Source organism: Gordonia sp. NPDC058843, assembly GCF_042743165.1.
Taxonomy (GTDB): domain Bacteria; phylum Actinomycetota; class Actinomycetes; order Mycobacteriales; family Mycobacteriaceae; genus Gordonia.
Genome location: NZ_JBHYNC010000003.1, coordinates 145,685 through 168,026 on the forward strand (window position 1 = coordinate 145,685; position 22,342 = coordinate 168,026).

Sequence of the window (22,342 nt, forward strand, 5' to 3'; positions counted from 1 at the left end):
CGGCCGAGGTGGATTGCGCCCCACCGGCCCACGTCGGACACGTCCTGATCCTCGGCGGGACAGGTGAGGCGCGGGCGCTGGCATCGACCCTGGCCGAGGCCGGTATCGAATTCATCAGTTCGCTCGCGGGGCGGGTCAACGACCCGCGGCTGCCGGTCGGTCCGGTGCGCATCGGCGGTTTCGGAGGATCCGAAGGGCTGGGGGACTGGCTGCTGCGCAACCGGATTCGCGCGGTCGTCGACGCCACGCACCCGTTCGCGGCCACGATCACCCGCAATGCCGCGCGCGCCGCCGCCACCGTGGGGATCCCCCTGTTGCGCCTGCGTCGGGACCCCTGGATGGCCGACGGCGCCGACAGGTGGACCCGCGTGCCCGACCTACCCGCGGCCGCACGGGAAGTGGCGGCTCGGGGTGGTCGCGTCTTCCTGACGACCGGGCGGCAGGACGTCGGGGTCTTCGCGTCGATCGATTCGGCGTGGTTCCTGATCCGGGTCGTCGACGCCCCGACCGGAGCTCTCCCACCCCATCATGAGGTGCTGCGCTCCCGCGGACCCTACGACCACGATTCGGAGTCGAGACTGTTGCGCGACAACGACATCGACATACTCGTCACGAAGAACAGCGGGGGATCGCTGACCTCGGCGAAGCTGCTGGCCGCAGCCGAACTCGGGATCGAGGTCATCATGGTCGACCGGCCCGCCGAACCCGACCTGCCGGTCGTCTCAGACGTCGGAGCCGCCCGGAACTGGCTCGAGGCCCTGCTCGACTGACTGGTCCGCATCGTCCACCGGGTGGTGACTACGCGGCGTGAACACCAGCGCGCCCGCCGCGCGCGGCACAGCGCGGGTCGCCGACGACCCGATGATGATCATCGTGCGCATGTCGACCACCGCGGGGTCGAAATCCGCGACCGTGGTCGTGGTGAGCTGCTGTTCCGGGCCGCCGACGTCTCGCCCGAGTACGACGACGCGGTCGGGCGACACCGTTTGGGCGAGTGTGTGTTTCAGTGCGCCGACCTGCCAGGTGCGGCTCGCCGACCCCGGGTTGTAGATGGCGATCACCAAGTCCGCGCCGAGGGCGGCGCGGATGCGCCGGTCGATGACCGACCACGGCTTGAGTCGGTCGGAGAGCGAGATGACCGCGAAATCGTGCCCGAGCGGCGCCCCGACCGCTGCGGCGACGGCGGTGGCCGCGGTGACGCCGGGCACCACGCGGACGGGCACGTCGTGCCAGCGGGGTTGCGCGGCGACCTCGGCGACCGCGGCGGCCATCGCGAACACGCCAGGGTCACCGGACGAGACGACGGCAACCCGCGCGCCGCGTCGAGCGAGATCGAGGGCGAATTCGGCGCGTTCGGCCTCGACCCGGTTGTCGCTGGCATGCACTCGCTGGCCCGGGCGCGGGGTGACGCGCTTGAGGTAGGTCGTGTACCCGACGAGGTCGGTGGCCGTGGCCAGCTCGGCACGTACCTCCGGGGTGGTCCAGCTGTCGTGGCCCGGTCCGAGTCCGACGACGACGAGCTCGCCGGGGACGGGTTCCGGTTCGAACATCGGATTGTTGCGCCGTCCGGGGACGACGACGATCGAGAAGTAGGGCACGTCGGCGGGATCCACGTCGGCGGCCGGCAACACCCGCTCGACCGTTGTCGACGCCCGCTCGACGTAGAACGCCTCGTCGAGACGTCCAGCGGCGCGGAGTGCGTCGCGCACCCGCTCGAAGGTCCGGCCGAGTTTCATCACGACGACCGCGTCCGCGGATCGGAAGCGGAACAGCAACTCCGAGGTCGACGCCGTACCCGGAACAACCGTCAGGGTCTCCTCGCCCTCGACGAGCGGGACACCGGTCGCCGCCGACGCCGCGCTCACCGAGGTCACGCCGGGGACGATCTCGGCGTCGAAGTGCGGAGACAGGCGTTTGTGCATGTGCATGTACGAGCTGTAGAACAACGGGTCGCCCTCGGCGAGGAGCACGACGTCGCGCCCGGCACGCAGATGCACCGCCAGGCGTTCGGCGCTCTCGGCATAGAAGTCGTCGAGGGCGCCCTGGTAGCCGCCGGGGTGGTCGGTCGTCTCGGTGGTGACCGGGTACATCAGGCGTTCCTCGGTCTGCCCGTCGCGAAGGTACGGTTCGGCGACCGACCTCGCGATGCTGTTGCCGTGGCGCGCAGAGTGATACGCGATCACGTCCGCGGTGCTGATGAGCCGGGCGGCCTTGACGGTCATCAGCTCGCTGTCACCCGGGCCGAGCCCGATGCCGTAGAGCGTGCCCGTGCCCGAGGTGTGGCCGGCCGTCGCGCCGCTGCCGGAACTGCTGGAGGTGCTGTCGATGTTCATGGGGGCCACCGTCATTCCTGCGGGGTCGCGAGCGCGTTGACCGCGGCAGCGGTGATCGCCGACCCGCCGCGCCGGCCCGTGACCGTGATGAATTCGAGGTCGTTGCGCTCGGCCAGGGCCGCGCAGGATTCGACCGCCCCGACGAAACCGACGGGCGCCCCGACGATCGCGGCCGGCCGCGGCGCGCCGTCGTCGATCATGTCCAGGAGCGCGAACAGGGCGGTCGGCGCGTTGCCGATCGCGACCACCGCACCCTCCAGGCGTGGGAGCCAGAACTCGAGTGCGGCAGCGGTTCTCGTGGTGCCCATCTGCTCGGCCAGGTCCGGAAGAGTCGGCTCGGAGAGGTGGCAGAGCACCTCGTTGCCCGCGGGTAGACGTTTGCGCGTGATGCCGGACGCCACCATGTTGGCGTCGCAGAGGATCGGGGCACCGGCCTCCAGCGCACCACGCGCGGCCGCGACGACTCCGGGTGTGGCGACCACGTCGCGCGTGAGGTCGGTCTGGCCACACGCGTGGATCATGCGGACGACCACGGTCGCGACGTCGGGCGCAAAGGCGGAGAGGTCTGATTCGGCGCGGATCGTGGCGAAGGACTGGCGGTAGATCGCGGCGCCGTCACGCAGGTACTCGGTCATGGTGCAGACGAGCCTAACGGCGCCGCCGTTCGTATCCGCCGTCGGGCGTGGCCTCGACCGACACGTGGGATTGCGCCGGCGATCCGCAACCGCGGGCGCAGCCGACCCAGTGTTCGCGTTCGTCGGGGGGGTCTCCCTCCCGAACCCGCTGCAGCAGATCCTCGCGGACCGGGGCGTGCGCGGAGGAACATCCCGGGGCCCCGACGCAGCAGCTGACGGAGGCCCAGGGCGAGGCGGCGTCGAAGATCAGACCCATCGGGGCGAGTACGCGGACGACCGTTTCGGCGACGCCCTCGCTCAGGTCGCACAGCAGGATCTCACGGTCGGGGGTGAAGACGACCGGCGCCTGTACGGCCGCGATGAACTCGGCCAGCCGGGCGGGCAGCCGTCCCAGTTCGACGACCGCCCCGAGCAGGACCGCGCCGTCGTCCTGGTCGAACCAGCCGACGATCGGTTCACGGAATGCGGGCGGCGCGTCCGGATCGTCCCCGATGGCGGGGTCGAGCGTCGACGCGGTGAGTTCCTCGAGCCGCAGTCGGGTATCGGCGTCGAGGTCGCGCACCCGCCAGGCGCCGGGGGCGACCTCACCCAGGCCCGCGGCCACTGCGATCAGCGCCCGCACGATCGCCTCCGGACCGGTCGCCGACCCCACGGCGACCCCACCGATGACGATGTCGGCCACGACGGGACCGTCGACCGCGGGGGAGGTGCCGGCCCGGAGTACCGCGCACGCGTCGGGCCGGCGGGCGGCGATGTCCCCGCGGCCGTCGTCGATCCCGAACAGGAATCGGCCGGACAGGGACGCCGCGGCCGGATCGGCACGGAGCGCGTCGTCGAGGGCCGCGGCGAGCGGACGGGCGTCGGCGACCCCGCCGATCCGCCCCGTCAGCGGGCTGAGCTCGATGTTGCGCACCTTGTCGTGGGTGCTGCTCGGCGCCAGTCCGGCGGCGACAACCGCCTCGGCGACGGCCTCGACGTCGGTGATCCCGCGCAGTTGCAGATTGCCGCGCACCGTCAGCTCGAGGTGTCCGTCGGCGTGTTCGGCTGCCGCCTTGGCGAGTACCTCCAGCTGGTCCGGACGGATCCGCCCGCCCGGCAGCCGGACCCGGGCCAGCGCTCCGTCGGCCGCCGGATGCGTGTCGAAGACCCCGGGGCAGCGGTCGGTCGCGGCCCGGGCTGGCTGGTTCATCCCACCAGCCTACGACCGGCGGGTGCGGTGGCCGTAGGCTGAACGCACCGCGAGCGGGCTGAAGCCGGTGCGATTCCGGCGCGGTCGCGCCACTGTGATCGGGGACCGGGCATCGACGGCCGGACACCCGGGAGTCAGACCAGTCCCTCGCACTGCACCCGCCATCCACGGCACCGACACGCTCCGGGCGCGACAACCCGGCGAGGAGACACGATGATCCTGCTGCTCTCGACCTCGGACACCGATCTGCTCACGGCCTCGGCGGCCGATGAAGAGAACACACCGCCGGGGAGCACGCCGGCTGTGGCCTATCGCGGCGCCAACCCCTCCCGGATCCTGATCGAGGACATCCCGCGCCTCGCCGCAGACGCCGACCTCATCGTCGTGCGCATCCTGGGCGGCGTGCGTGCCTGGGAAGACGGGCTCGCCGCGGTCGAGGCGACCGGCAAGCCGCTCGTCGTATGTTCCGGCGAACAGCAACCCGACCCCGATCTGATGGCGCACTCCACGGTGCCCGCCGGCGTCGCCGCGCAGGCTCACGACTACCTCGCCGCCGGCGGCGTCGCCAACCTCGTGAACCTGCACCACTTCCTGTCCGACACCGTCCTGCTCACCGGAAACGGTTTCGAACTCCCGCAGCAGACTCCCGCATGGGGCCTGCTGGAACGTCCTTCGGTCACTGAGGTGCCCGCCGACGCCCCCACGATCGCGGTGCTCTACTACCGGGCCCAGCATCTGGCGGGCAACACCCGCTACATCGCCGCGCTCTGCGACGCCATCGAGGCCAAGGGCGCACGCGCGCTGCCGATCTTCTGTGCGTCGCTGCGCACCGCACCTGACGACCTGCTCGAGCTGCTCGGCACCGCCGATGCCCTCGTGGTCACCGTGCTGGCCGCCGGCGGCGCCACCCCGGCCACCGCATCGGCCGGCGGCGACGACGAGGCGTGGAACATCGAACGCCTCGCCGCGCTCGACGTCCCGATCCTGCAGGGGCTGTGCCTCACCGGTTCGCGCGAGGACTGGGCGGACAGCGACGACGGCCTGTCGCCGCTCGACGTCGCCACCCAGGTGGCGGTGCCCGAGTTCGACGGCCGCATCATCACCGTGCCCTTCTCCTTCAAGGAGTTCGACGACGACGGATTGCCCTGGTACCAGCCAGATCTCGAGCGTTGCGCCCGGGTCGCCGGCATCGCCACCGCGCACGCCCGGTTGCGGCGGAAGCCGGCCGCGGACAAGCGGATCGCGGTCATGCTCTCGGCCTACCCGACCAAGCACGCCCGGATCGGCAACGCCGTCGGCCTCGACACCCCGCGAAGCCTGTTGCGCCTGCTCGACGCGATGCGCGCGGCCGGGTACGACATCGGACCGGAATCCGGTCCCGGATCGGTTCCCGGTCTCGCAGAAGACGATTCGGACAAGTTGATCCACGAGATCATCGCCACCGGCGGTCAGGATGCCGACTGGCTCACCGAGGAGACCCTCGCGGCCAATCCGATCCGGCTGTCGGCGCAAGACTATCGGGCATGGTTCGACACCCTGCCCGACGGCCTGCGCGCCGCGGTCACCGAGCACTGGGGTCCCGCGCCCGGTGAGCTCTTCGTCGATCGCTCCCAGAATCCCGACGGCGACATCGTCATCGCCGCATTGACCTTCGGCAACACCGCGATCATGGTGCAGCCGCCGCGTGGATTCGGCGAGAACCCGGTCGCGATCTACCACGACCCGGACCTGCCGCCGTCGCATCACTACCTCGCGTCGTACCGGTGGGTGGCCGCGCACGACACCGGCTTCGGCGCCGATGCGATCGTGCACGTCGGCAAACACGGGAATCTCGAATGGCTGCCGGGCAAGAACCTCGGGATGTCGGCGGACTGCGGCACCGACGCCGCCCTCGGCGACCTCCCGCTCGTCTACCCGTTCCTCGTGAACGACCCGGGGGAGGGGACGCAGGCCAAGCGACGTGCGCACGCGGTCCTCGTCGACCATCTGATCCCGCCGATGGCACGTGCCGAGTCCTACGGCGACATCGCCCGTCTGGAACAACTACTCGACGAGCACGCCAACATCTCCGCGCTCGACCCGGCGAAGCTGCCCGCGATCCGTCAGCAGATCTGGACGCTGCTGACCGCGGCGAAGATGGACTCGGACCTGGGGCTGACCGAGCGGCCCGACGAAGAGGTCTTCGACGACATGCTCCTGCACGTCGACGGCTGGCTCTGTGAGATCAAGGACGTGCAGATCCGCGACGGGCTGCACGTGCTCGGCGAGCCGCCGCGCGACGACGCCGAGGTCGACCTCGTCCTCGCCATGCTGCGGGCACGTCAGCTCTGGGGCGGCACCTCGGCGCTGCCCGGCCTGCGCGAGGCCCTCGGACTCGCCGAGGACGGCTCGGCCGAGCGAGGCGCCGTCGACGCCGTCGAGGCCCAGGCGCGCGAGCTCGTCGCGGCCTGCGCCAAGGACGACTGGTCGCTCGACGCCGTGGCCGCGGCGACCGCGGGACTGCCCGCGGCGGTCGGGGACGTGCTGACGTTCGCCGCCACCGAGGTCGTCCCGCGCCTGCGCCAGACGACCGGTGAAGTCCCACGTGTTCTCCACGCACTGGACGGCGGGTTCATCCCGGCCGGGCCGAGCGGCTCGCCGCTGCGCGGCCTGATCAACGTGCTGCCCACCGGACGCAACTTCTACTCGGTCGACCCGAAGGCGGTGCCTTCGCGGCTGGCGTGGGAGACCGGCCGGGCGATGGCCGACTCGCTGCTCGAGCGCTACCTGACCGACCACGGCGAATACCCCGCATCGGTGGGGCTGTCGGTGTGGGGGACCAGCGCCATGCGCACCTCGGGTGACGACGTCGCCGAGGTTCTCGCGCTGCTCGGGGTCATGCCCGTATGGGACGAGATGTCACGGCGGGTCTCGTCGCTGGAGCTGATCGGCCTCGAGGAACTCGGCCGTCCCCGCATCGACGTCACCGTCCGCATCTCCGGCTTCTTCCGCGACGCCTTCCCGCACGTCGTCACCATGCTCGATGACGCGGTCGCGCTCGCTGCGGCGGCCGACGACGAATCCGACGAGCAGAACTTCGTCGCCGCCCACGTGCGCGCGGCCATGGCCGAGCACGGCGACCCGCGCCGTGCCGCGATGCGTGTGTTCGGCTCGAAACCGGGCACGTATGGCGCGGGCATCCTGCAACTCATCGACTCGCGGGACTGGCGCAGCGACGAGGACCTCGCACGGGTGTACACCGAGTGGGGTGGCTATGCGTACGGTCGGGACCTCGACGGTGTGCCCGCAGTCGACGACATGCGCGCCGCCTACAAGCGGATCGCGGTGGCGGCGAAGAACACCGACACCCGCGAACACGACATCGCCGACTCCGACGACTACTTCCAGTACCACGGCGGCATGGTCGCGACCGTCCGCGCGCTGACCGGCTCCTCGCCGGAGGCCTACATCGGCGACAGCACCCGGCCCGACTCCGTCCGCACCCGGACCCTGTCGGAGGAGACCAGCCGCGTGTTCCGCGCCCGCGTGGTCAACCCGCGGTGGATCTCGGCGATGCAGCGCCACGGGTACAAGGGCGCCTTCGAGATGGCCGCCACCGTCGACTATCTCTTCGGCTACGACGCGACCACCGACGTCGTCGCCGACTGGATGTACGAGAAGCTCACCGAGTCCTACGTGCTCGACGAGACCAATCAGCAGTTCATGCAACAGTCCAATCCGTGGGCGCTGCACGGCATCGCCGAACGGCTGCTCGAGGCCGTCGAACGCGACATGTGGCGCGAACCGCCGGCCGAGCTGCTCGACGCCCTGCGCAACGTCTACCTCCAGACCGAGGGCGACATCGAGGGTCGCGGGGAGGACTGACCCTCGGGAGAAAAATCACCCCGTCGTTCGTTACCGATGCAGACCCTGACGTCAACGGGTGCCGGACGGCACCGAAGGACAGGTGAAGCACCATGGCACTCCGCTGGTTCGCGGCCTACGCCGTGCTGGAGATCGCCGCGTTCGTCGCGATGGTCATGACCCTCGGATTCGGCTGGGCGGTGCTCATCAGCCTCGCCGCCGTCGTCCTCGGGCTCGTCATCCTGCGCTGGCAGGGACGCAAAATCCTCGCCGAGCTGCGGCGCGCCTCGAGGAACGAGGTCGATCCCCGCGCCCCGCTGGCCGACACCGCGCTCGTCGCCGTGTCGACACTCCTGCTGGTCATCCCGGGTGTCGTGTCGACCGTGGCCGGGACCCTGCTGTTGTTCCCGCCGACGCGTCGCGTACTGCGACCGGTCGTCGTCGCCGCCGGCGCACGCCAGGTCGCGACCGCCATGGACCGGGCCGGGGTCTACGCGACCGGCGTGTACGGCGCGGGACGTGGCGCAACCGTCGTCGAAGGCTCCGTCGTGGAGTCCGACACACCGGAGGCGGGTCACCCGTCGACACCGCTGCGGACCCGGGATCTGCCGCAGGGCCGCTGACCCGTCCTGATCGCTCCTCGGGGCGAGCCGACACCGTCCGTGGTCCAGACACACGCCCACCCGGACCCCTCGCCACCACTTCCCGACGGCAAGGCAGACTGAACGATCGTGGCAACCCAACTGCTTCTCGGCGGAGCCGTGTACTCGCCGGCCGCCCCCGACGCGACCGCAATGGCCGTCACCGACGGAATCGTCGTCTGGGTCGGGACCGACGACGTCGGACGCGCCCTGCATCCCGATGCCGAGGTCATCGACCTCGGCGGGCTCTTCGTCAGTCCCGGCTTCGTCGATTCACATGTCCACCTGACCTCCACCGGACTCGGACTCGACGGTCTGACGCTGAACGAGGCGTCGAGTCGAACCCACTGCCTGCGGCTGGTGGCGAAGGCCGCGGAGGCGGAGTCCGCCCACGACGCCGGTGACCTCATCTGGGGACTCGGTTGGGACGACTCGACCTGGGCGGGGTCCGAACCAGAGGACGGTCGTTTCCCGACCACCAGCGAACTCGACGCCGTCGTCGGGACGAGGCCGGTCTACCTCGCCCGGATCGACGAGCATTCCGCGGTGGCGTCCACCGCGCTTCGACGTCTGATCCCGGATCTGGCCGACGCCGTCGGCTATCACCCGGAGGAGCCTCTGGTCGCCGAGGCCCACCATCTCGTCCGGGGAGCGGCCCGGCTGCTCGTGACCGCCGCCCATCGCGAACGGGCCCAGCGCCGCGCGCTCGACGGTGCCGCGGCCCACGGTGTGGTCGCCGTCCATGAGAACGGCGGTCCCGACATCAGCGGTATGGACGACTTCCTGGCGCTCGGCGAACTCGACCACCCCGTCGAGATCCGGCGCTATTGGGGACAGGCCGTCACCGACGCCGACCACGCCCGCGAACTGATGTCGATCACCCGCGCCGACGCCCTGGGCGGCGACCTGTTCATCGACGGTGCCATCGGCTCCCACACCGCGTGGCTCACCGAGCCCTACACCGACGACCCGCACACCCACGGCATCAACTACCTCGATGCCGATCAGATCCGCGACCACGTGCGAGCCTGCACGATCGCCGGCATCCAGGCGGGTTTCCATGTCATCGGCGACGCCGCGACCGGGGTGGTCGTCGGCGCACTCGCCGAACTCGCCGATGAGCTCGGGACACCCGCCCTCGCGCGGTGCGCACACCGACTCGAGCACGCCGAGATGGTCACCGCCGCCGACGCCGAGGTCCTCGCGCGCTGCGGCGTCATCGCCAGCATGCAACCGCTGTTCGACGCCGAATGGGGCGGCCCGGGCGATCTCTACGACGCCCGTCTGGGTGCGAGTCGGGCGGCGACTCTCAACGATTTCGCCATGCTGGCCAAAACCGGTGTCGCCCTCTCGTTCTCGTCGGACGCTCCGGTCACCGCGATCGACCCGTGGTCGACGATCCGGGCGGCCGTGCACCACCATCAGCCGACCAATGCGATCTCGGCCCGCGGCGCCTTCGCCGCGACCACCCGCGGCGGGTGGCGGGCCGGCGGCGTCAACGACGGCGTCACCGGAACCCTCACGCCCGGTGCCCCCGCGAGCTACGCGGTGTGGGAGGTGGACGATCTCGTCGTCGCCGGATCCCACGAGAAGGTCCAACGGTGGTCGACCGATCCCCGCTCCCGCGTCCCGGCGCTGCCGGACGTCTCGCCGGGAGCCGCGCTCCCGCGTTGCGTGCGCACCGTGCACCGGGGGCGAACCCTCTACGACCGGGATGCCGGGTGAGTCCGCCGCAGATCTCCCGCACCTGGATGTCACAGCCCTGGATCGCGCGTACCGGGACCGCCGCGGTGGCCGGCATCGCGATGTGGGCCGCGTTCCCACCGCGCAACTGGTGGTTCCTGGCGGTCCTCGGCCTCGGACTCCTGTTCGCGGCGCTTTCCGTCGGGGCACCCCGTGTGCGCACGGGCGCCTGGGTCGGCTTCGTCTTCGGCCTGGCGTTCTTCGTGCCGCTGCTGCCGTGGATCGGCGTCTATGTCGGTCCGCTCCCGTGGCTCGCCCTGGCCGCGGTGCTCGCCGGATATCTCGCCCTGTTCGGGGCGATCGCCACCGTGACGATGCGACTCCCGGTGCCCCCGGTCTGGTTCACGTTGTCGTGGGTGCTCGTCGAAGCTCTTCGCTCCGCCTTCCCGTTCGGCGGATTCCCATGGGGGCGGACGGCTTTCAGTCAGGTCGACGGGCCGCTGCTGCCGCTGGCCTCCGTACTGGGTGCGCCGGGTCTCTCGGCGGGTGTCGCCCTGTTCGGCTCCTCGATCGCGTGGCTTCTCGTGGTCCTCGTCCGGGCCTACCGGCGCACGAGCACGATCACCACCGAGGTCACCGACGGCGTGGGACCGGCCACCGAACGCTCCTCGGGCGTGGTGCGCATCGCCACCGCCGCTGTCGCGATCGCCCTGCTGGCCCCGATCGCGGCGATCGCGGCCACCCCCGCCAGCCTCGACCGGAACATCGCGACCACCTCGGCCCGCATCGGTGCCGTCCAGGGGAACGTCCCGCGTCTGGGCCTCGACTTCAACGCCCAGCGTCGTGCCGTCCTCGACAATCACGTACGCACCACCATGGCCTACGGCCGGGCGATCGACACCGGGCAGACCGAGCAGCCCGACTTCGTCCTCTGGCCCGAGAACGCCTCGGACATCTCACCGCTGGACAACGCCGACGCCGCCGGCGAGATCACCGCCGCCTCCGAGGCCGTCGACGCGCCGATCCTGGTGGGCACGCTCATCCGCAACCCCGATGGGCGGCCCACGAACTCGGTCCTGGTCTGGGACGGCGCACAGGGGCCGGTCGACCGCTACGACAAGCACATCGTCCAGCCGTTCGGTGAATACCTCCCGTGGCGGCCGTTCTTCCGATTGTTCTCGTCCTACGCCGACATGGCCGGAGATTTCCGTCCCGGCACCGGACCCACCGTGGTCGATGTGCCCGGTCGCTCCGGGACGGTCACCGTGGGCGTCGCAACCTGCTGGGAGGTCGCCTTCGACCGAGCCGCACGACAGTCCGTGCGAGAAGGCGCCCAGATGCTGTTCGTACCCACCAACAACGCGACCTTCGGCCGGACCGAGATGACGTATCAGCAGTTGGCCATGTCACAGGTCCGGGCCGTCGAACACGGGCGCGCTGTCGTGGTGGCCGCCACCAGCGGGGTGAGTGCCGTCATCGCGCCCGACGGTTCCATCAGCCGACAATCAGGCATCTTCACCTCTGACGTGCTCACCGGGCGCCTTCCGCTGCACGACGACATGATCCTCGCCACCCGCCTGGGCCCGTGGCCGGAGGTGCTGGCGATCATCGCCGCAGTGGCCGGACTTTTGTTTGCGCTGCGCTCGCGTACTAGGTTCTCACTCAGGCCACGCAGGGTCGCCGCACGGGCGACCGGTGACACGAAGGAGCTCGATGGCATCGGGGATTGACGCCACGGCGGGGGAGCGGCGGCCCGACGACGCGCCGCAACGCGTGGTCGGCGCCGACGGTACAGGCGCACTCGTCGTCGTTCCGACGTTCAACGAACGCGACAACCTGCCGCTCATCATCGGACGTCTGCAGGATGTGCTGCCGGGGGCGCACGTCCTCGTGGTCGACGACTCGAGCCCGGATGGCACCGGCGACGTCGCCGACGAACTCGCCCGCGCCGACGAGTCCACGCGCGTGCACGTGATGCACCGCGTCGACAAGGACGGACTGGGCAAGGCCTATCTCGCCGGCTTCGCGTGGGGACTCGACCGCGACTACGCCGTCATCGTCGAGATGGACGCCGATGGCAGCCATGCACCCGAACAGCTGAATCGACTCTTCGACGCCATCAACGACGGCGCGGATCTCGTGATCGGATCGCGGTACGTTCGCGGTGGCAAGCTCGTCAACTGGCCCAAGCGCCGCGAGTTCCTCTCCCGTGGTGCCAACACCTACGCGCGTCTCGCCCTCGGTGCCGGCGTGCACGACATCACCGCCGGTTTCCGTGCGTATCGCCGCATCGTCCTGGAGAAGATCCAACTCGACACCGTCGAGTCGGCGGGCTACTGCTTCCAGATCGACCTCGCGTGGCGCACGGTACGTGCCGGTTTCGACGTCCGCGAAGTACCGATCACCTTCACCGAACGCGAGATCGGCGTATCCAAGATGAGCGGCGGCGTCATGTCCGAGGCGTTCACGATGGTCGCCCGGTGGGGCATCCAGAGCCGGCTCGAGCGTTGGGGACTCGTCCGGACCCGGTGACCCACCGAGCCGGCACCTGACAGACGAACAGACCCGGCAGGTCATCCTGCCGGGTCTGTTCGGTTCGGGCGTCGGGCGCCCGCGGGTGTCAGTTGGTGATGCCCTTGCGTCGCTGCTTGAGGAGATCGAGGCGCTCGTTCAGAAGCACTTCGAGCTCTTCCTCGCTGCGACGTTCGAGGAGCATGTCCCAGTGGGTGCGCGGCGGCTTGGTCTTCTTCTCCTCGGGCTCGGCGCCCTCGAGGATGGTGCCTTCCATGCCGTTCTTGCACGGCCACTTCGACGGGACCTCCGCGTCGTCGGCGAACGGCACGTCGAAGATCTCGCCGTTGTCGGTGCGGTACTGGACGATGCGTCGTGGCGCGAGGTCGTGGTCTCGATCGGTCTCGTAGCTCACCGCGCCGAGGCGGCTACCCCGAAGTACTCGATCTGCCATGAAGGGTTCCTCTCAACTTCGTCGGATCTCCCGGTCTGCCGGAAGATCTCTGTTGCATTCCTGGCTCGCGCGCAACGCTGCGCACGACTTTCGGGTCGTCAACAGGAATATTCTACGCGCTTTCCCGAGCACGTCCGCCACCGGCGACGACCCGTGTCGTCGGAACGCTGCCCGGGGTCCCCGCGCGGTACGGTCTCGGTGTGGAACCAGGCACTACACAGCGTGAGCAGACAGGCGCTTCGCGGCGCCGTCGGCCGTACGCGTGCGCATGGTGCGGCCGCACGATGGTGGACTCCGAACTGGGCCGGCGTCGTAAGTACTGCAAGCGTTCATGCAGGCAGCGGGCTTACGAGCAGAGAACGCTGCTCGAGGGCACATCCATTCCCGACGACGCGGTCATCCTCTCCTCGGCCGAGGCCGCCGACTTCGGCGACCGGATGTTCGCGTTGCGCTGTGCCGCCGAAGACCTCGACACAGCGGTCGCCGAACGCGCCGACCACGACGTGCTGGCCGACCTCACCGACGCGCTGCTCGAGCTCGCGCGGGAAGCCGAGAAGTTGCGGTGATCGCGCGCATCTTCGCGCCATCGCTCGTCGTCACCCTGGTGGCGCTGGTCGTCGCCTACCTCTACCTGGGCTGGACCGGACTCGCCCTGTGCGCCATCCTCGGCGTCCTCGAGGTGTCGCTGTCTTTCGACAATGCGGTCATCAACGCGACCATCCTGGAACGGATGAGCGCGTTCTGGCAGCGGATGTTCCTCACCATCGGCGTGCTCATCGCGGTGTTCGGCATGCGACTGCTGTTCCCGCTCCTGATCGTCTGGGTGACCGGGAACCTCAATCCTGTCGAGGCGCTCGAGCTGGCCATGAACCCACCGCCCGAGGGTCAGTCGCATTTCGCCGACGGGCAACCCAGTTACGAGACGATCCTCACCGAGGCTCACCCGCAGATCGCAGCCTTCGGCGGGATGTTCCTGCTGCTGCTGTTCCTGAACTTCGTGCTCACCGAGCGGCCGCAGACCTGGCTCACGTGGCTCGAACGGCCGTTGGCCACCCTCGGCAAGCTCGACCAGCTCGCGGTCGTCCTCGCCTCCGTCGCGCTGGTGCTCACTGCCGAGTTCCTGGCGCCCGACGAGGTCCGCGCAACGGTTCTGATCGCCGGCATTCTCGGCATGGTCACCTACATCACCGTCGACGGGTTGAGTTCGCTGTTCATGGCCGAGCCCGAGCCGGATGAGACCGACGCAGACAACTCCGGTCAGGGCCGGTCCGGTCCGCATCCGGTCACCGTCGCCACGGGCAAGGCCGGGTTCTTCCTGTTCCTCTACCTCGAGTTGCTGGATGCGTCGTTCTCCTTCGACGGGGTGATCGGTGCGTTTGCGATCACCTCCGACCCGATCATCATCGCGCTTGGACTCGGTTTCATCGGTGCGATGTTCGTGCGGTCGATCACGATCTACCTCGTCCGCAAGGGAACGCTGGGGGAGTACCGCTACCTCGAGCACGGTGCGCACTGGGCGATCGGCGCGCTGGCCGCCATCCTGCTGATCAGCATCGAGGTCGAGATCAACGAGGTGATCACCGGGCTCGTCGGCGTGGCGTTCATCGGCGCATCGCTCGCGAGCAGCATCCGCGCGAACAGGCGCGATGCGCGAGCGACGAGCTCCGACCGAGTGGCCGCCTGAGATCCGTTCGGGGGTCCGTTCGGAGGTCTCCTCGAACGCGCGGTGAACGTTTGAGGCCGCTTTGGAATCACCCTGGGCCACCTGCTGTCTTCTGTCGGCCGACCGGTGTACAAATGACGACGTCGGTGACGTGTGTCACGCGGAGGCCGAAGCGAGCTGGCTCCGCGACGGACGTTCGGGTTGTTGGTCGAAAACGCAGATTCGGTGGTCTTCATGGACAGCAAACAGCAGCAGATGATCCAGTTCGAGACGAACTGGTACTCGTTGGGCGGGGGCTCATCCCGGCAGATCGGCGAAGAGTTCGGTCTCACGGATCGTGACTTCTTCTCCGAGGTCGATCGCCTGGTCGACACCGACCCGCCGTCGGCGTTGACGGCGTCGGAGCTGCGACGAATGCGTGAGGTCATCCGCCGGCGGTTGTGGATGGCCCGCTGACCCCTGAGCCCGACCCGCCCAGCGCGAGGAACGCCCGTCCGGGAGGGATAATCGACAGGTGCCCTTCTCCGATGACGATCTCGAAGCGTTCTATCGCGAGGTCGAGGCACGTACCGCGTTCCGCGATCGACCGCGACGCCCGCGCCGTGCCGGGGTCGACTATCCGGTGTGTCCGACGCCCGACAAGCTGCCGTTCGCCTCACCCGCCGACGCGCGTGAGGGCATCGACCGGCTGCGTCGTCACCTGGTCGGTACCGCCTCGGAATTGCGCTTCTACGAGTGTTCCTGCGGCGCATGGCATATCACCAGCTCCGCGCAGCTGATCCACCGACGGGTGCCGCCGCCGGCACCGCGTCGGCGAAGGGGTAAGAAGAAGCGGTGACGACTCTGCCCTCCGGCCCGCACGCCCTTGTCGACCTCGCGACCGATGACCCGTCGTCGACCGCGCAGACCTACGAGCGACTCCTCGGGTCCGAGGTCGGCCGCGGCGTCGACGACCGACGAGCCGTGACCGTCGGTAACGTCGTGCTCTCGCTGCGGGCGCGTTCCGGCGAATCCGACACTCACGACGTCTACTTCACCGTCGACGACGTCCCCGCGTCCCGCCGTCTACTCGGGCGTCGCGGGCACCCGCTCAGCGACTCGACGCTCGGTGCTCTCGGCGACATCTCTCCGGTCGGGATAGCCGGGCGGCCGGAATCCGCCACCCCCGTCGACGGTGATGTCACCGCTCTCGATCATCTGGTGTTCACCTGCGACAACCGGGATGTGGCCGTCGCGCTGTTCGCGGGCACGTTCGATCTCGATTTCCGGCTCGATCAGCCCATCGGACAGGACGCGCGTCAGCTGTTCTTCCGACGCGGAGATCTGATCGTCGAGGTGGTCGCGGCGCCCCGCCCGCCGGCCGACCCGGTGCCGGCCTCGCCGGTCACGCTGTGGGGTGTGGCGTGGCGGTCGATCGACGTCGACGCGACCCACGCACGCCTGATGGCAACCGGACTCGATCTCAGCGAGATCCGGGTCGGACGCAAGAAGGGCACGCGGATCTTCACGGTCCGGCACCGCGAACTCGCCACGCGGACCGTGGTCATCGGCCCCGACGCCTGACACCCGCCCGCATCAAACATCCGCATCCGGACACCCGAAATACGGCAAAAGGTGGGCATTCGAGAACGCCTGCGCTAATCTGACTACGAATGTTGTCGAATTTCCACTTGCCGAGACCGATGTTGGGGGCACCATGACCGCGGTACACGAAGAACGGACAGCAACCGAACCCGAACCCAGTGACTCGGCGGGTGAGCCGCTGTTCAACCACCGCGACGACGAGATCGAGTTGATCCCGCCGGACTCGCTGACCGCCAAGCTCACCGGGATGTACACGTTCCTCCCGATCAACGGGGCCGCGTTCGTGATGCAGGTGATGCACCCGGTCATCGGCGACGTCGTCGGCAAGTACTCCGTCTTCCGGACGGATCCGGTCGGCCGGGCGATCCGGTCGGCCGACTCGGTCCTGCGCTGGACCTACGGCGGCCAGGAGGCGCTCGAGGAGGGCAAGCGACTCCGCCGACTACACCGGCCCCTGCAGATGAAGAACTCCGAGGGAAAGCACATCAGCGCGTTGAACCCCGAGGCGTATGCCTGGGTCATCGCCACCGCGCTGCCCACCATCGAGACCGCCGCGCCGCTGGTGCTGGGTCGTCACTTCACCCTCGAGGAGCGCAAGGAACTCCTGCGCGACAATCGCCGCATCGCGAAGATCGTCCAGGTGCCGATGAAGAACTACCCCGAAACCCTCGAGGAGTTCGACGAGTACTTCGACGACTTTATCGAGAACAAACTGGTCCGGCATCCGGTCGCACTCGAACTCATCGACCAGATGCGCGCGGCGCCGGTCATCCCGAAATCCGTGCCCAAGACCCTGCGTCCCGCGGCGAAGAAGGTGGCTGCCACCGCGTCGGTGCCGTTCCAGAACTTCAACTACCTCACGACGGTCGGTGTCATGGATCCGCGTGTGCGCGAGATCCTCGGCCTGACCTGGACCGACGCCGAGCAGCGTCACCTCGAGCGCATCCATCGCAATCTGCGTTTCGCCTACCGGACCCTGCCCGAGCGGCTGACCTACTTCCCGCTGGCCTATCACGCGCGGCGCCATCACGACGCGATCCAGGCGATGAAGGTCCGCGAGCAGGCGAGCGCTGCCTACCAGTACCACCCGAAAGAGGCTGCGTCACAGGAGAGCTGAGTCCTCCCCGGTCGGTCTGGTCACGTCGTCGGGGGCGTGACCAGACCGACGACATGCTCGGCGATCGCGAGCGACGAGGTGATGCCCGGGGACTCGATGCCGAACAGGTTGACCAACCCGGTGATCCCGTGTTCCCTCGGACCCTGGATCTCGAAGTCGCCGGCGGCAGCGCCCGGCCCGGCGACCTTGGGTCGGATCCCCGCGTAGGCGGGAACCAGTGCGCCGGTGGGCAAGTGCGGCCAATAGGTCCGGATGGCGCGCTCGAACGCGTCGGCACGTGCCTCGTCGACGGCGTAGTCGAGCTCATCCTCGGTGCCCGTCCCACCGTCGGACACGTCCAGCCACTCGACATCGGGACCGAACCGCGCGGTGCCCGCCAGGTCCATCGTGAAGTGCACGCCCAATCCGCCGTCGGCGGGCACCGGGTACACGAGGTGCCGGAACGACGCGCGTACGCCGGACAGGCCGAAGTAGTTGCCCTTGGCGAGAAAACGAGGCGGTATCGGACCGTCGAAGCCGGCCAGCGTGCGGGCCACCTGCCACGCACCGAGTCCCGCACAGTTGACGAGCGTCCGGGTGGTGGCCGTGTCGCCGTCGTCCGTCTGTACCGTGAATCCAGCCGGGTCGATGCGCCCGCTGATCACTCTGCTGCGCAACGCGATCGCGCCACCCAGCGTCTCGAGGTCGCGTCGTAGTGCACGCACCACACCGTCGACGTCGACGATCCCGGTCGACGGTGAGAACAGAGCCGCGACGCCCTCGACCTCCGGTTCGCGATCTCGCAATTCGTCGACGCCGACCGGCCGGAGGTCGGTGACCCCGTTGGCCAGACCGCGTCGGAGCAACGCTTCCAACCGCTCCCGCTGGGCGTCGTCGGTGGCGACGATGAGTTTGCCCGGTCGCGCCCACGACACATCGTGCTCGTCGCAGAAGCGGGTCAACTGCTCCCGACCGTCGACGCACAGCCGAGCCTTCAGGCTGTTCTCGGGATAGTAGATGCCGGCGTGGATGACCTCCGAGCTCCGCGACGTCGTCTGCGCGCCAACCGTATCCGCACTCTCCAGAACCACGACCTCGCGTCCTTGCAGAGCGAACGCCCGTGCCACCGCCAGTCCGACGATGCCACCGCCGACGACGAGACAGTCGGTTTCGACCCGCTCCTTCGTCGCGTACTCGGTCCGGCGGATGCGCGTCACCGGCGTACCTCCCTCGTCGAACCGACCCGCTGGTCTCGTGGTCGAGCATGCCACCGGGTGCCGTTGGCCGCGCTACCCGGGCAAACCCGGCGCCGTGCGGCAGACTGGGGTGATGCGGTATTCGGAGGTTCTCGCGATCGTGCAGGCCGGTGGACGTGGTTCGCGGATGGAGGTGCTGACCGACAGGCGCGCGAAACCCGCGTTGCCGTTCGCGGGGAACTATCAGCTCATCGACTTCCCGCTGTCCAATCTGCACCACAGTCACATCGATGACGTCTGGCTGTGTGTCCAGTACGAGGCCGAGACGATCACGAAACTCGTGGCCGGCGGTCGGCCCTGGGATCTCGATCGCACGAACGGCGGGTTGCGCGTCGTGATGCCGGAACAGACCGACGCCGCGGAGAACGAAGACGGATTCGCCACCGGCAACGCCGACCTGTTGTTCCGCATCCGCGGTCGCATCGCCGCCCACGCGCCGGCCGAGGTCATCGTCATGAGCGCCGACCACGTCTACGACTTCGACTTCCGCGACGCGATCGAGACCCACCGCAGGCACGAGGCCGAATGCACCGTCGTGACCACGACGTGTCCGCTCGGCGAAGCCTCCCAGCACGCCACCGTCAAGGCCCGCCGCGACGGAACAGTCCGCGAGTTCCGGTACAAACCCGAACGCGCCACCACGCGCACGATCGCGACCGAGATCTTCGTCTACGACCCCGCCGTCCTCATCGAGGGGCTGGAGTATCTCGAGAGCCGGACGACGGAGGGCTCACCGAAAGACGACACCGGGTTGGGCGACTTCGGCGAACACCTGTTGCCGTGGTTCGTCGACCGCGGGAAGACCGTGGCCCATGCGATGCCGGGCTACTGGATCGACGCCGGTCGACCCGAGACATACCTGCAGGCGCATCGCGATCTGATCTCCGGGTCCCTCGACGTCTTCCGTAGAGATCGCCAGATCCTCACCAATCAGCCGCAACGTCCGGCCGCGCGCATCGAGACCGGGGCGGTCGTCGAGGACAGTCTGGTCAGCGGCGGCGCCCGCGTGCACGGAACGGTCCGGCGCAGCGTGCTGGGACCCGGGGTGGTCGTCGAGAAGGGCGCGGTCGTGGCCGATTCGGTGATCTTCGCCGATGCCGTTGTCGGCGCCGGCGCGTCGGTCGCGTGGTCCGTGCTCGACGAACGTGTTCGGGTCGGCCCGAATGCGGTGGTGGGTGGGCACCCGCGAACACGTCCGGTCCCCACGGAGAAGATCACGCTCGTCGGAATGGACACGCAGATCCTGCGCGGTGCCCGAGTGGCGATCGGTGACCGCGTCGAGCCGAGCCGCCGCATCCGGTGACCGGCGTTCGCGTGATCGAGACCGCACGGCACTGGCGGGACCACGATCCCGATCCGGCAACACGCGTCGCGCTCACCGGATTGATCGACGCGGCCGAGACCGGCGACGCCGATGCGGTGGCGGATCTCGCCTCGCGATTCAGCGGGCCGCTGACCTTCGGGACCGCGGGCCTTCGCGGTGAGGTCGGTGCGGGCGAGTCACGGATGAACGTCGCCGTCGTCACCCGCGCCACGGCCGGACTCGCGCGGTATCTGCTCGACACGGTGGGTCCTGACGCGCGCATCGTGGTCGGTTGTGATGCCCGGCACGGCTCCGCCGAGTTCTTCGCCGCAGCCACCGAAGTGCTTGCTGCGCAGGGATTCACCACGTTCGCGCTGCCGCCTCGACTGCCGACGCCGGTGACCGCCTGTGCGGCGCGATCGCTCGACTGCGACGCCGGGGTGATGATCACCGCATCGCACAACCCGCCGGGCGACAACGGCTACAAGGTCTACCTCGGCGGACGTGCCACCGATGACGCGGGTAGGGGAGTACAGATCATCTCGCCGGCCGACGCCGACATCGCCGACCGGATCACGCAGGCGCCGACCGCCGACGGGGTGCCCCGCGAGCCTGCGGCGGTCACCCGTCTCGACGACGAGGTCGTCCGCACGTACGTCGAGCGCACGGCGAGGCTGCGACCCGCTGCCGGTGCGTCGCCGGTCCGGGTCGTACTGACGCCCCTCCACGGGGTCGGCGGTACCGTCGCCCGAGAAGTGCTGCGGGCAGCCGACATCGGCGACGTCCACATCGTGGCGGAGCAGTTCGTTCCCGACCCCGACTTTCCGACGGTCCCGTTTCCCAATCCCGAGGAACCCGGTGCCCTCGACCTCGCGCTGGATCTCGCCCGCGACGTGGACGCAGACGTCGTGATCGCCCTCGACCCCGACGCCGACCGTTGCTCGGTCGCCGCGCCGGGTCCCGACGGGCACTGGCGGCAGCTCAGCGGCGATGAGGTCGGGTGGCTGCTGGGGGAGCAGGCGGCGCGGGATGCGGCGCGCCCGGGTGACACCCTGGCGTGCTCGATCGTGTCGAGTAGGTTGCTCGGCCGGATTGCCGACGACCACGGGCTGCGGTTCGCGGCGACGCTCACCGGCTTCAAGTGGATCGCCCGGACACCCGGCCTGCGTTTCGGCTACGAGGAGGCGATCGGCTACTGCACCGATCCCGACACGGTCCGCGACAAGGACGGCATCGGGGCAATGGTTCGGGTGATCTCGTTGGTCGAGCGACTCGCCCGTGACGGTCGTACTCTCTCCGACGAACTCGACCGCCTCGCCCGTCGTCATGGCCTGCACGCCACTGCACCGATGACGATCCGCGTGGAGGACACCGCGCTCATCGGCGAGATGATGGCGCGCCTTCGATCCTCGCCGATCGAGCGTCTCGCGGGTTCGCCGCTGGTGGAGAACCGGGACCTCGCACACGGTTCCGCCGATCTCCCGCCGACTGACGGCATCCTGCTGCGGACAGCGGCCGACGACCGCGTCGTCGTACGTCCCTCGGGCACCGAACCGAAGCTGAAGTGCTACCTCGAAGTCGTGCTCGACTGCCCGGACGGCGCCGTACCCCGCGCCGAGGCTGCGCGCCGTCTGGACGCACTCGGTGCGGACATCGCCGCATTGCTCCGAGCCTGAACCCCCAGCGCACGAGATCTCCGGCGCACTACGATCGACTCGTGCCACGAACCGATTCCGATCAGCGTCTGCGCGACCTGGCCTTGCTGCGTCAGGTCCGCGACCGGATCGATCGTGAGTACGCGCAGCCGCTCGACGTCGAGGCGCTCGCCCGTGGGGTCAACATGTCGGCGGGTCACCTGAGTCGCAAGTTCCGGCAGACCTACGGCGAATCGCCCTACTCGTACTTGATGACTCGTCGCATCGAGCGGGCGATGACCCTGCTCCGGCGCGGTGACCTCAGCGTCACCGAGGTCTGTTTCGAGGTCGGTTGTTCATCCCTCGGCACGTTCAGCACCCGGTTCACCGAACTGGTCGGGGTCCCACCGACGGTCTATCGGGAGCAGTCGGCCGACGCGACCGACGGGATTCCGGCGTGCCTGGCGAAGAACATCACCAGACCGATCAGGAATCGAGAAGCACAGCGGGGGTGAGA

The 22,342-nt window shown here is 69.3% G+C and carries 20 protein-coding genes and 1 riboswitch; of the genes, 15 read left to right on the top strand and 5 right to left on the bottom strand.

Annotated features, from left to right (window positions below):
* Positions 1–8 precede the first annotated feature (8 nt).
* On the top strand, positions 9–770 hold the full coding sequence (locus ACFW3F_RS03600) for a cobalt-precorrin-6A reductase (protein WP_388054379.1): 762 nt from the start codon (positions 9–11) through the stop codon (positions 768–770).
* On the opposite strand, the gene ACFW3F_RS03605 is transcribed toward ACFW3F_RS03600, so the two are convergent.
* Genes ACFW3F_RS03605 through cobG form a run of 3 tightly spaced genes read right to left on the bottom strand, consistent with a single transcriptional unit; the run spans position 723 to position 4,157 of the window.
* Positions 723–2,333 carry a precorrin-2 C(20)-methyltransferase gene (locus tag ACFW3F_RS03605; protein WP_388054381.1) on the bottom strand — a complete coding sequence of 537 codons (1,611 nt, stop codon included), beginning with the start codon at positions 2,331–2,333 and terminating at the stop codon, positions 723–725. The two genes, ACFW3F_RS03600 and ACFW3F_RS03605, sit on opposite strands and share 48 nt — an antisense overlap.
* An 11-nt stretch (positions 2,334–2,344) precedes the next feature.
* Positions 2,345–2,968 (bottom strand): precorrin-8X methylmutase, encoded by a 624-nt coding sequence (locus tag ACFW3F_RS03610; RefSeq protein ID WP_388054383.1) that lies wholly within the window; start codon positions 2,966–2,968, stop codon positions 2,345–2,347.
* A gap of 13 nt (positions 2,969–2,981) precedes the next feature.
* Entirely contained in the window at positions 2,982–4,157 is a 1,176-nt protein-coding gene (gene cobG / locus ACFW3F_RS03615; protein WP_388054385.1) for a precorrin-3B synthase, read from the bottom strand.
* Positions 4,158–4,217: 60 nt separating this feature from the next.
* A riboswitch (cobalamin riboswitch) is annotated at positions 4,218–4,299 on the top strand.
* Between the two features lie 71 nt (positions 4,300–4,370).
* Between cobG and cobN the strand changes: the two genes are divergently transcribed.
* The 5 genes from cobN (at position 4,371) to ACFW3F_RS03640 (ending at position 12,856) form a co-directional block, all read left to right on the top strand.
* A complete protein-coding gene (cobN, locus tag ACFW3F_RS03620; RefSeq protein ID WP_388054387.1) occupies positions 4,371–8,021 on the top strand; it encodes a cobaltochelatase subunit CobN in 3,651 nt (1,216 codons plus the stop codon).
* A gap of 92 nt (positions 8,022–8,113) precedes the next feature.
* Positions 8,114–8,623 carry an FxsA family protein gene (locus ACFW3F_RS03625; protein ID WP_388054388.1) on the top strand — a complete coding sequence of 170 codons (510 nt, stop codon included), beginning with the start codon at positions 8,114–8,116 and terminating at the stop codon, positions 8,621–8,623.
* Positions 8,624–8,731: 108 nt separating this feature from the next.
* The gene (locus tag ACFW3F_RS03630; RefSeq protein ID WP_388054390.1) at positions 8,732–10,366 is read left to right on the top strand and encodes an amidohydrolase; all 1,635 of its coding nucleotides are present in this window, start codon (positions 8,732–8,734) and stop codon (positions 10,364–10,366) included.
* A 26-nt stretch (positions 10,367–10,392) separates the two neighbouring features.
* Positions 10,393–12,054, top strand: coding sequence for an apolipoprotein N-acyltransferase (gene lnt, locus ACFW3F_RS03635; RefSeq protein ID WP_388054566.1), 1,662 nt, complete (start codon positions 10,393–10,395; stop codon positions 12,052–12,054).
* On the top strand, positions 12,038–12,856 hold the full coding sequence (locus tag ACFW3F_RS03640; protein WP_388054392.1) for a polyprenol monophosphomannose synthase: 819 nt from the start codon (positions 12,038–12,040) through the stop codon (positions 12,854–12,856). The genes lnt and ACFW3F_RS03640 overlap by 17 nt, the downstream gene beginning before the upstream one ends.
* Before the next feature lie 88 nt (positions 12,857–12,944).
* Here ACFW3F_RS03640 and ACFW3F_RS03645 read toward each other — a convergent pair whose 3' ends face one another.
* Complete coding sequence (locus ACFW3F_RS03645) at positions 12,945–13,289, bottom strand: RNA polymerase-binding protein RbpA (RefSeq protein WP_058250448.1); 345 nt, start codon at positions 13,287–13,289, stop codon at positions 12,945–12,947.
* Positions 13,290–13,573: 284 nt separating this feature from the next.
* On the opposite strand from ACFW3F_RS03645, the gene ACFW3F_RS03650 reads away from it, so the two are divergent.
* The 6 genes from ACFW3F_RS03650 to ACFW3F_RS03675 all read left to right on the top strand — a co-directional run bounded on the left by ACFW3F_RS03650 (position 13,574) and on the right by ACFW3F_RS03675 (position 17,653).
* Positions 13,574–13,855: a hypothetical protein gene (locus ACFW3F_RS03650; RefSeq protein WP_388054394.1), complete on the top strand. Its 282-nt coding sequence runs from the start codon at positions 13,574–13,576 to the stop codon at positions 13,853–13,855.
* A complete protein-coding gene (locus ACFW3F_RS03655; protein ID WP_388054396.1) occupies positions 13,852–14,973 on the top strand; it encodes a DUF475 domain-containing protein in 1,122 nt (373 codons plus the stop codon). The genes ACFW3F_RS03650 and ACFW3F_RS03655 overlap by 4 nt, the downstream gene beginning before the upstream one ends.
* 213 nt (positions 14,974–15,186) lie before the next feature.
* Positions 15,187–15,408, top strand: a complete 222-nt coding sequence (locus ACFW3F_RS03660) for a DUF3263 domain-containing protein (RefSeq protein ID WP_388054398.1) — start codon at positions 15,187–15,189, stop codon at positions 15,406–15,408.
* Between the two features lie 58 nt (positions 15,409–15,466).
* Positions 15,467–15,790 carry a hypothetical protein gene (locus tag ACFW3F_RS03665; RefSeq protein ID WP_388054400.1) on the top strand — a complete coding sequence of 108 codons (324 nt, stop codon included), beginning with the start codon at positions 15,467–15,469 and terminating at the stop codon, positions 15,788–15,790.
* Positions 15,787–16,515 (top strand): VOC family protein, encoded by a 729-nt coding sequence (locus tag ACFW3F_RS03670; RefSeq protein ID WP_388054402.1) that lies wholly within the window; start codon positions 15,787–15,789, stop codon positions 16,513–16,515. Before ACFW3F_RS03665 ends, ACFW3F_RS03670 begins: the two co-directional genes overlap by 4 nt.
* A gap of 133 nt (positions 16,516–16,648) precedes the next feature.
* Entirely contained in the window at positions 16,649–17,653 is a 1,005-nt protein-coding gene (locus ACFW3F_RS03675) for an oxygenase MpaB family protein (RefSeq protein WP_388054404.1), read from the top strand.
* Between the two features lie 20 nt (positions 17,654–17,673).
* Here the strand turns inward: ACFW3F_RS03675 and ACFW3F_RS03680 are convergent, their stop codons facing one another.
* The gene (locus tag ACFW3F_RS03680; protein WP_388054406.1) at positions 17,674–18,849 is read right to left on the bottom strand and encodes an NAD(P)/FAD-dependent oxidoreductase; all 1,176 of its coding nucleotides are present in this window, start codon (positions 18,847–18,849) and stop codon (positions 17,674–17,676) included.
* A gap of 112 nt (positions 18,850–18,961) precedes the next feature.
* Between ACFW3F_RS03680 and ACFW3F_RS03685 the strand changes: the two genes are divergently transcribed.
* The 3 genes from ACFW3F_RS03685 to ACFW3F_RS03695 are packed head-to-tail and all read left to right on the top strand — an operon-like array spanning position 18,962 to position 22,340.
* Positions 18,962–20,191, top strand: coding sequence for a glucose-1-phosphate adenylyltransferase family protein (locus ACFW3F_RS03685; RefSeq protein WP_388054408.1), 1,230 nt, complete (start codon positions 18,962–18,964; stop codon positions 20,189–20,191).
* 11 nt (positions 20,192–20,202) lie between these two features.
* Positions 20,203–21,867, top strand: coding sequence for a phospho-sugar mutase (locus ACFW3F_RS03690; RefSeq protein ID WP_388054410.1), 1,665 nt, complete (start codon positions 20,203–20,205; stop codon positions 21,865–21,867).
* Positions 21,868–21,908: 41 nt separating this feature from the next.
* On the top strand, positions 21,909–22,340 hold the full coding sequence (locus ACFW3F_RS03695; protein ID WP_388054412.1) for a helix-turn-helix domain-containing protein: 432 nt from the start codon (positions 21,909–21,911) through the stop codon (positions 22,338–22,340).
* Positions 22,341–22,342 lie beyond the last annotated feature (2 nt).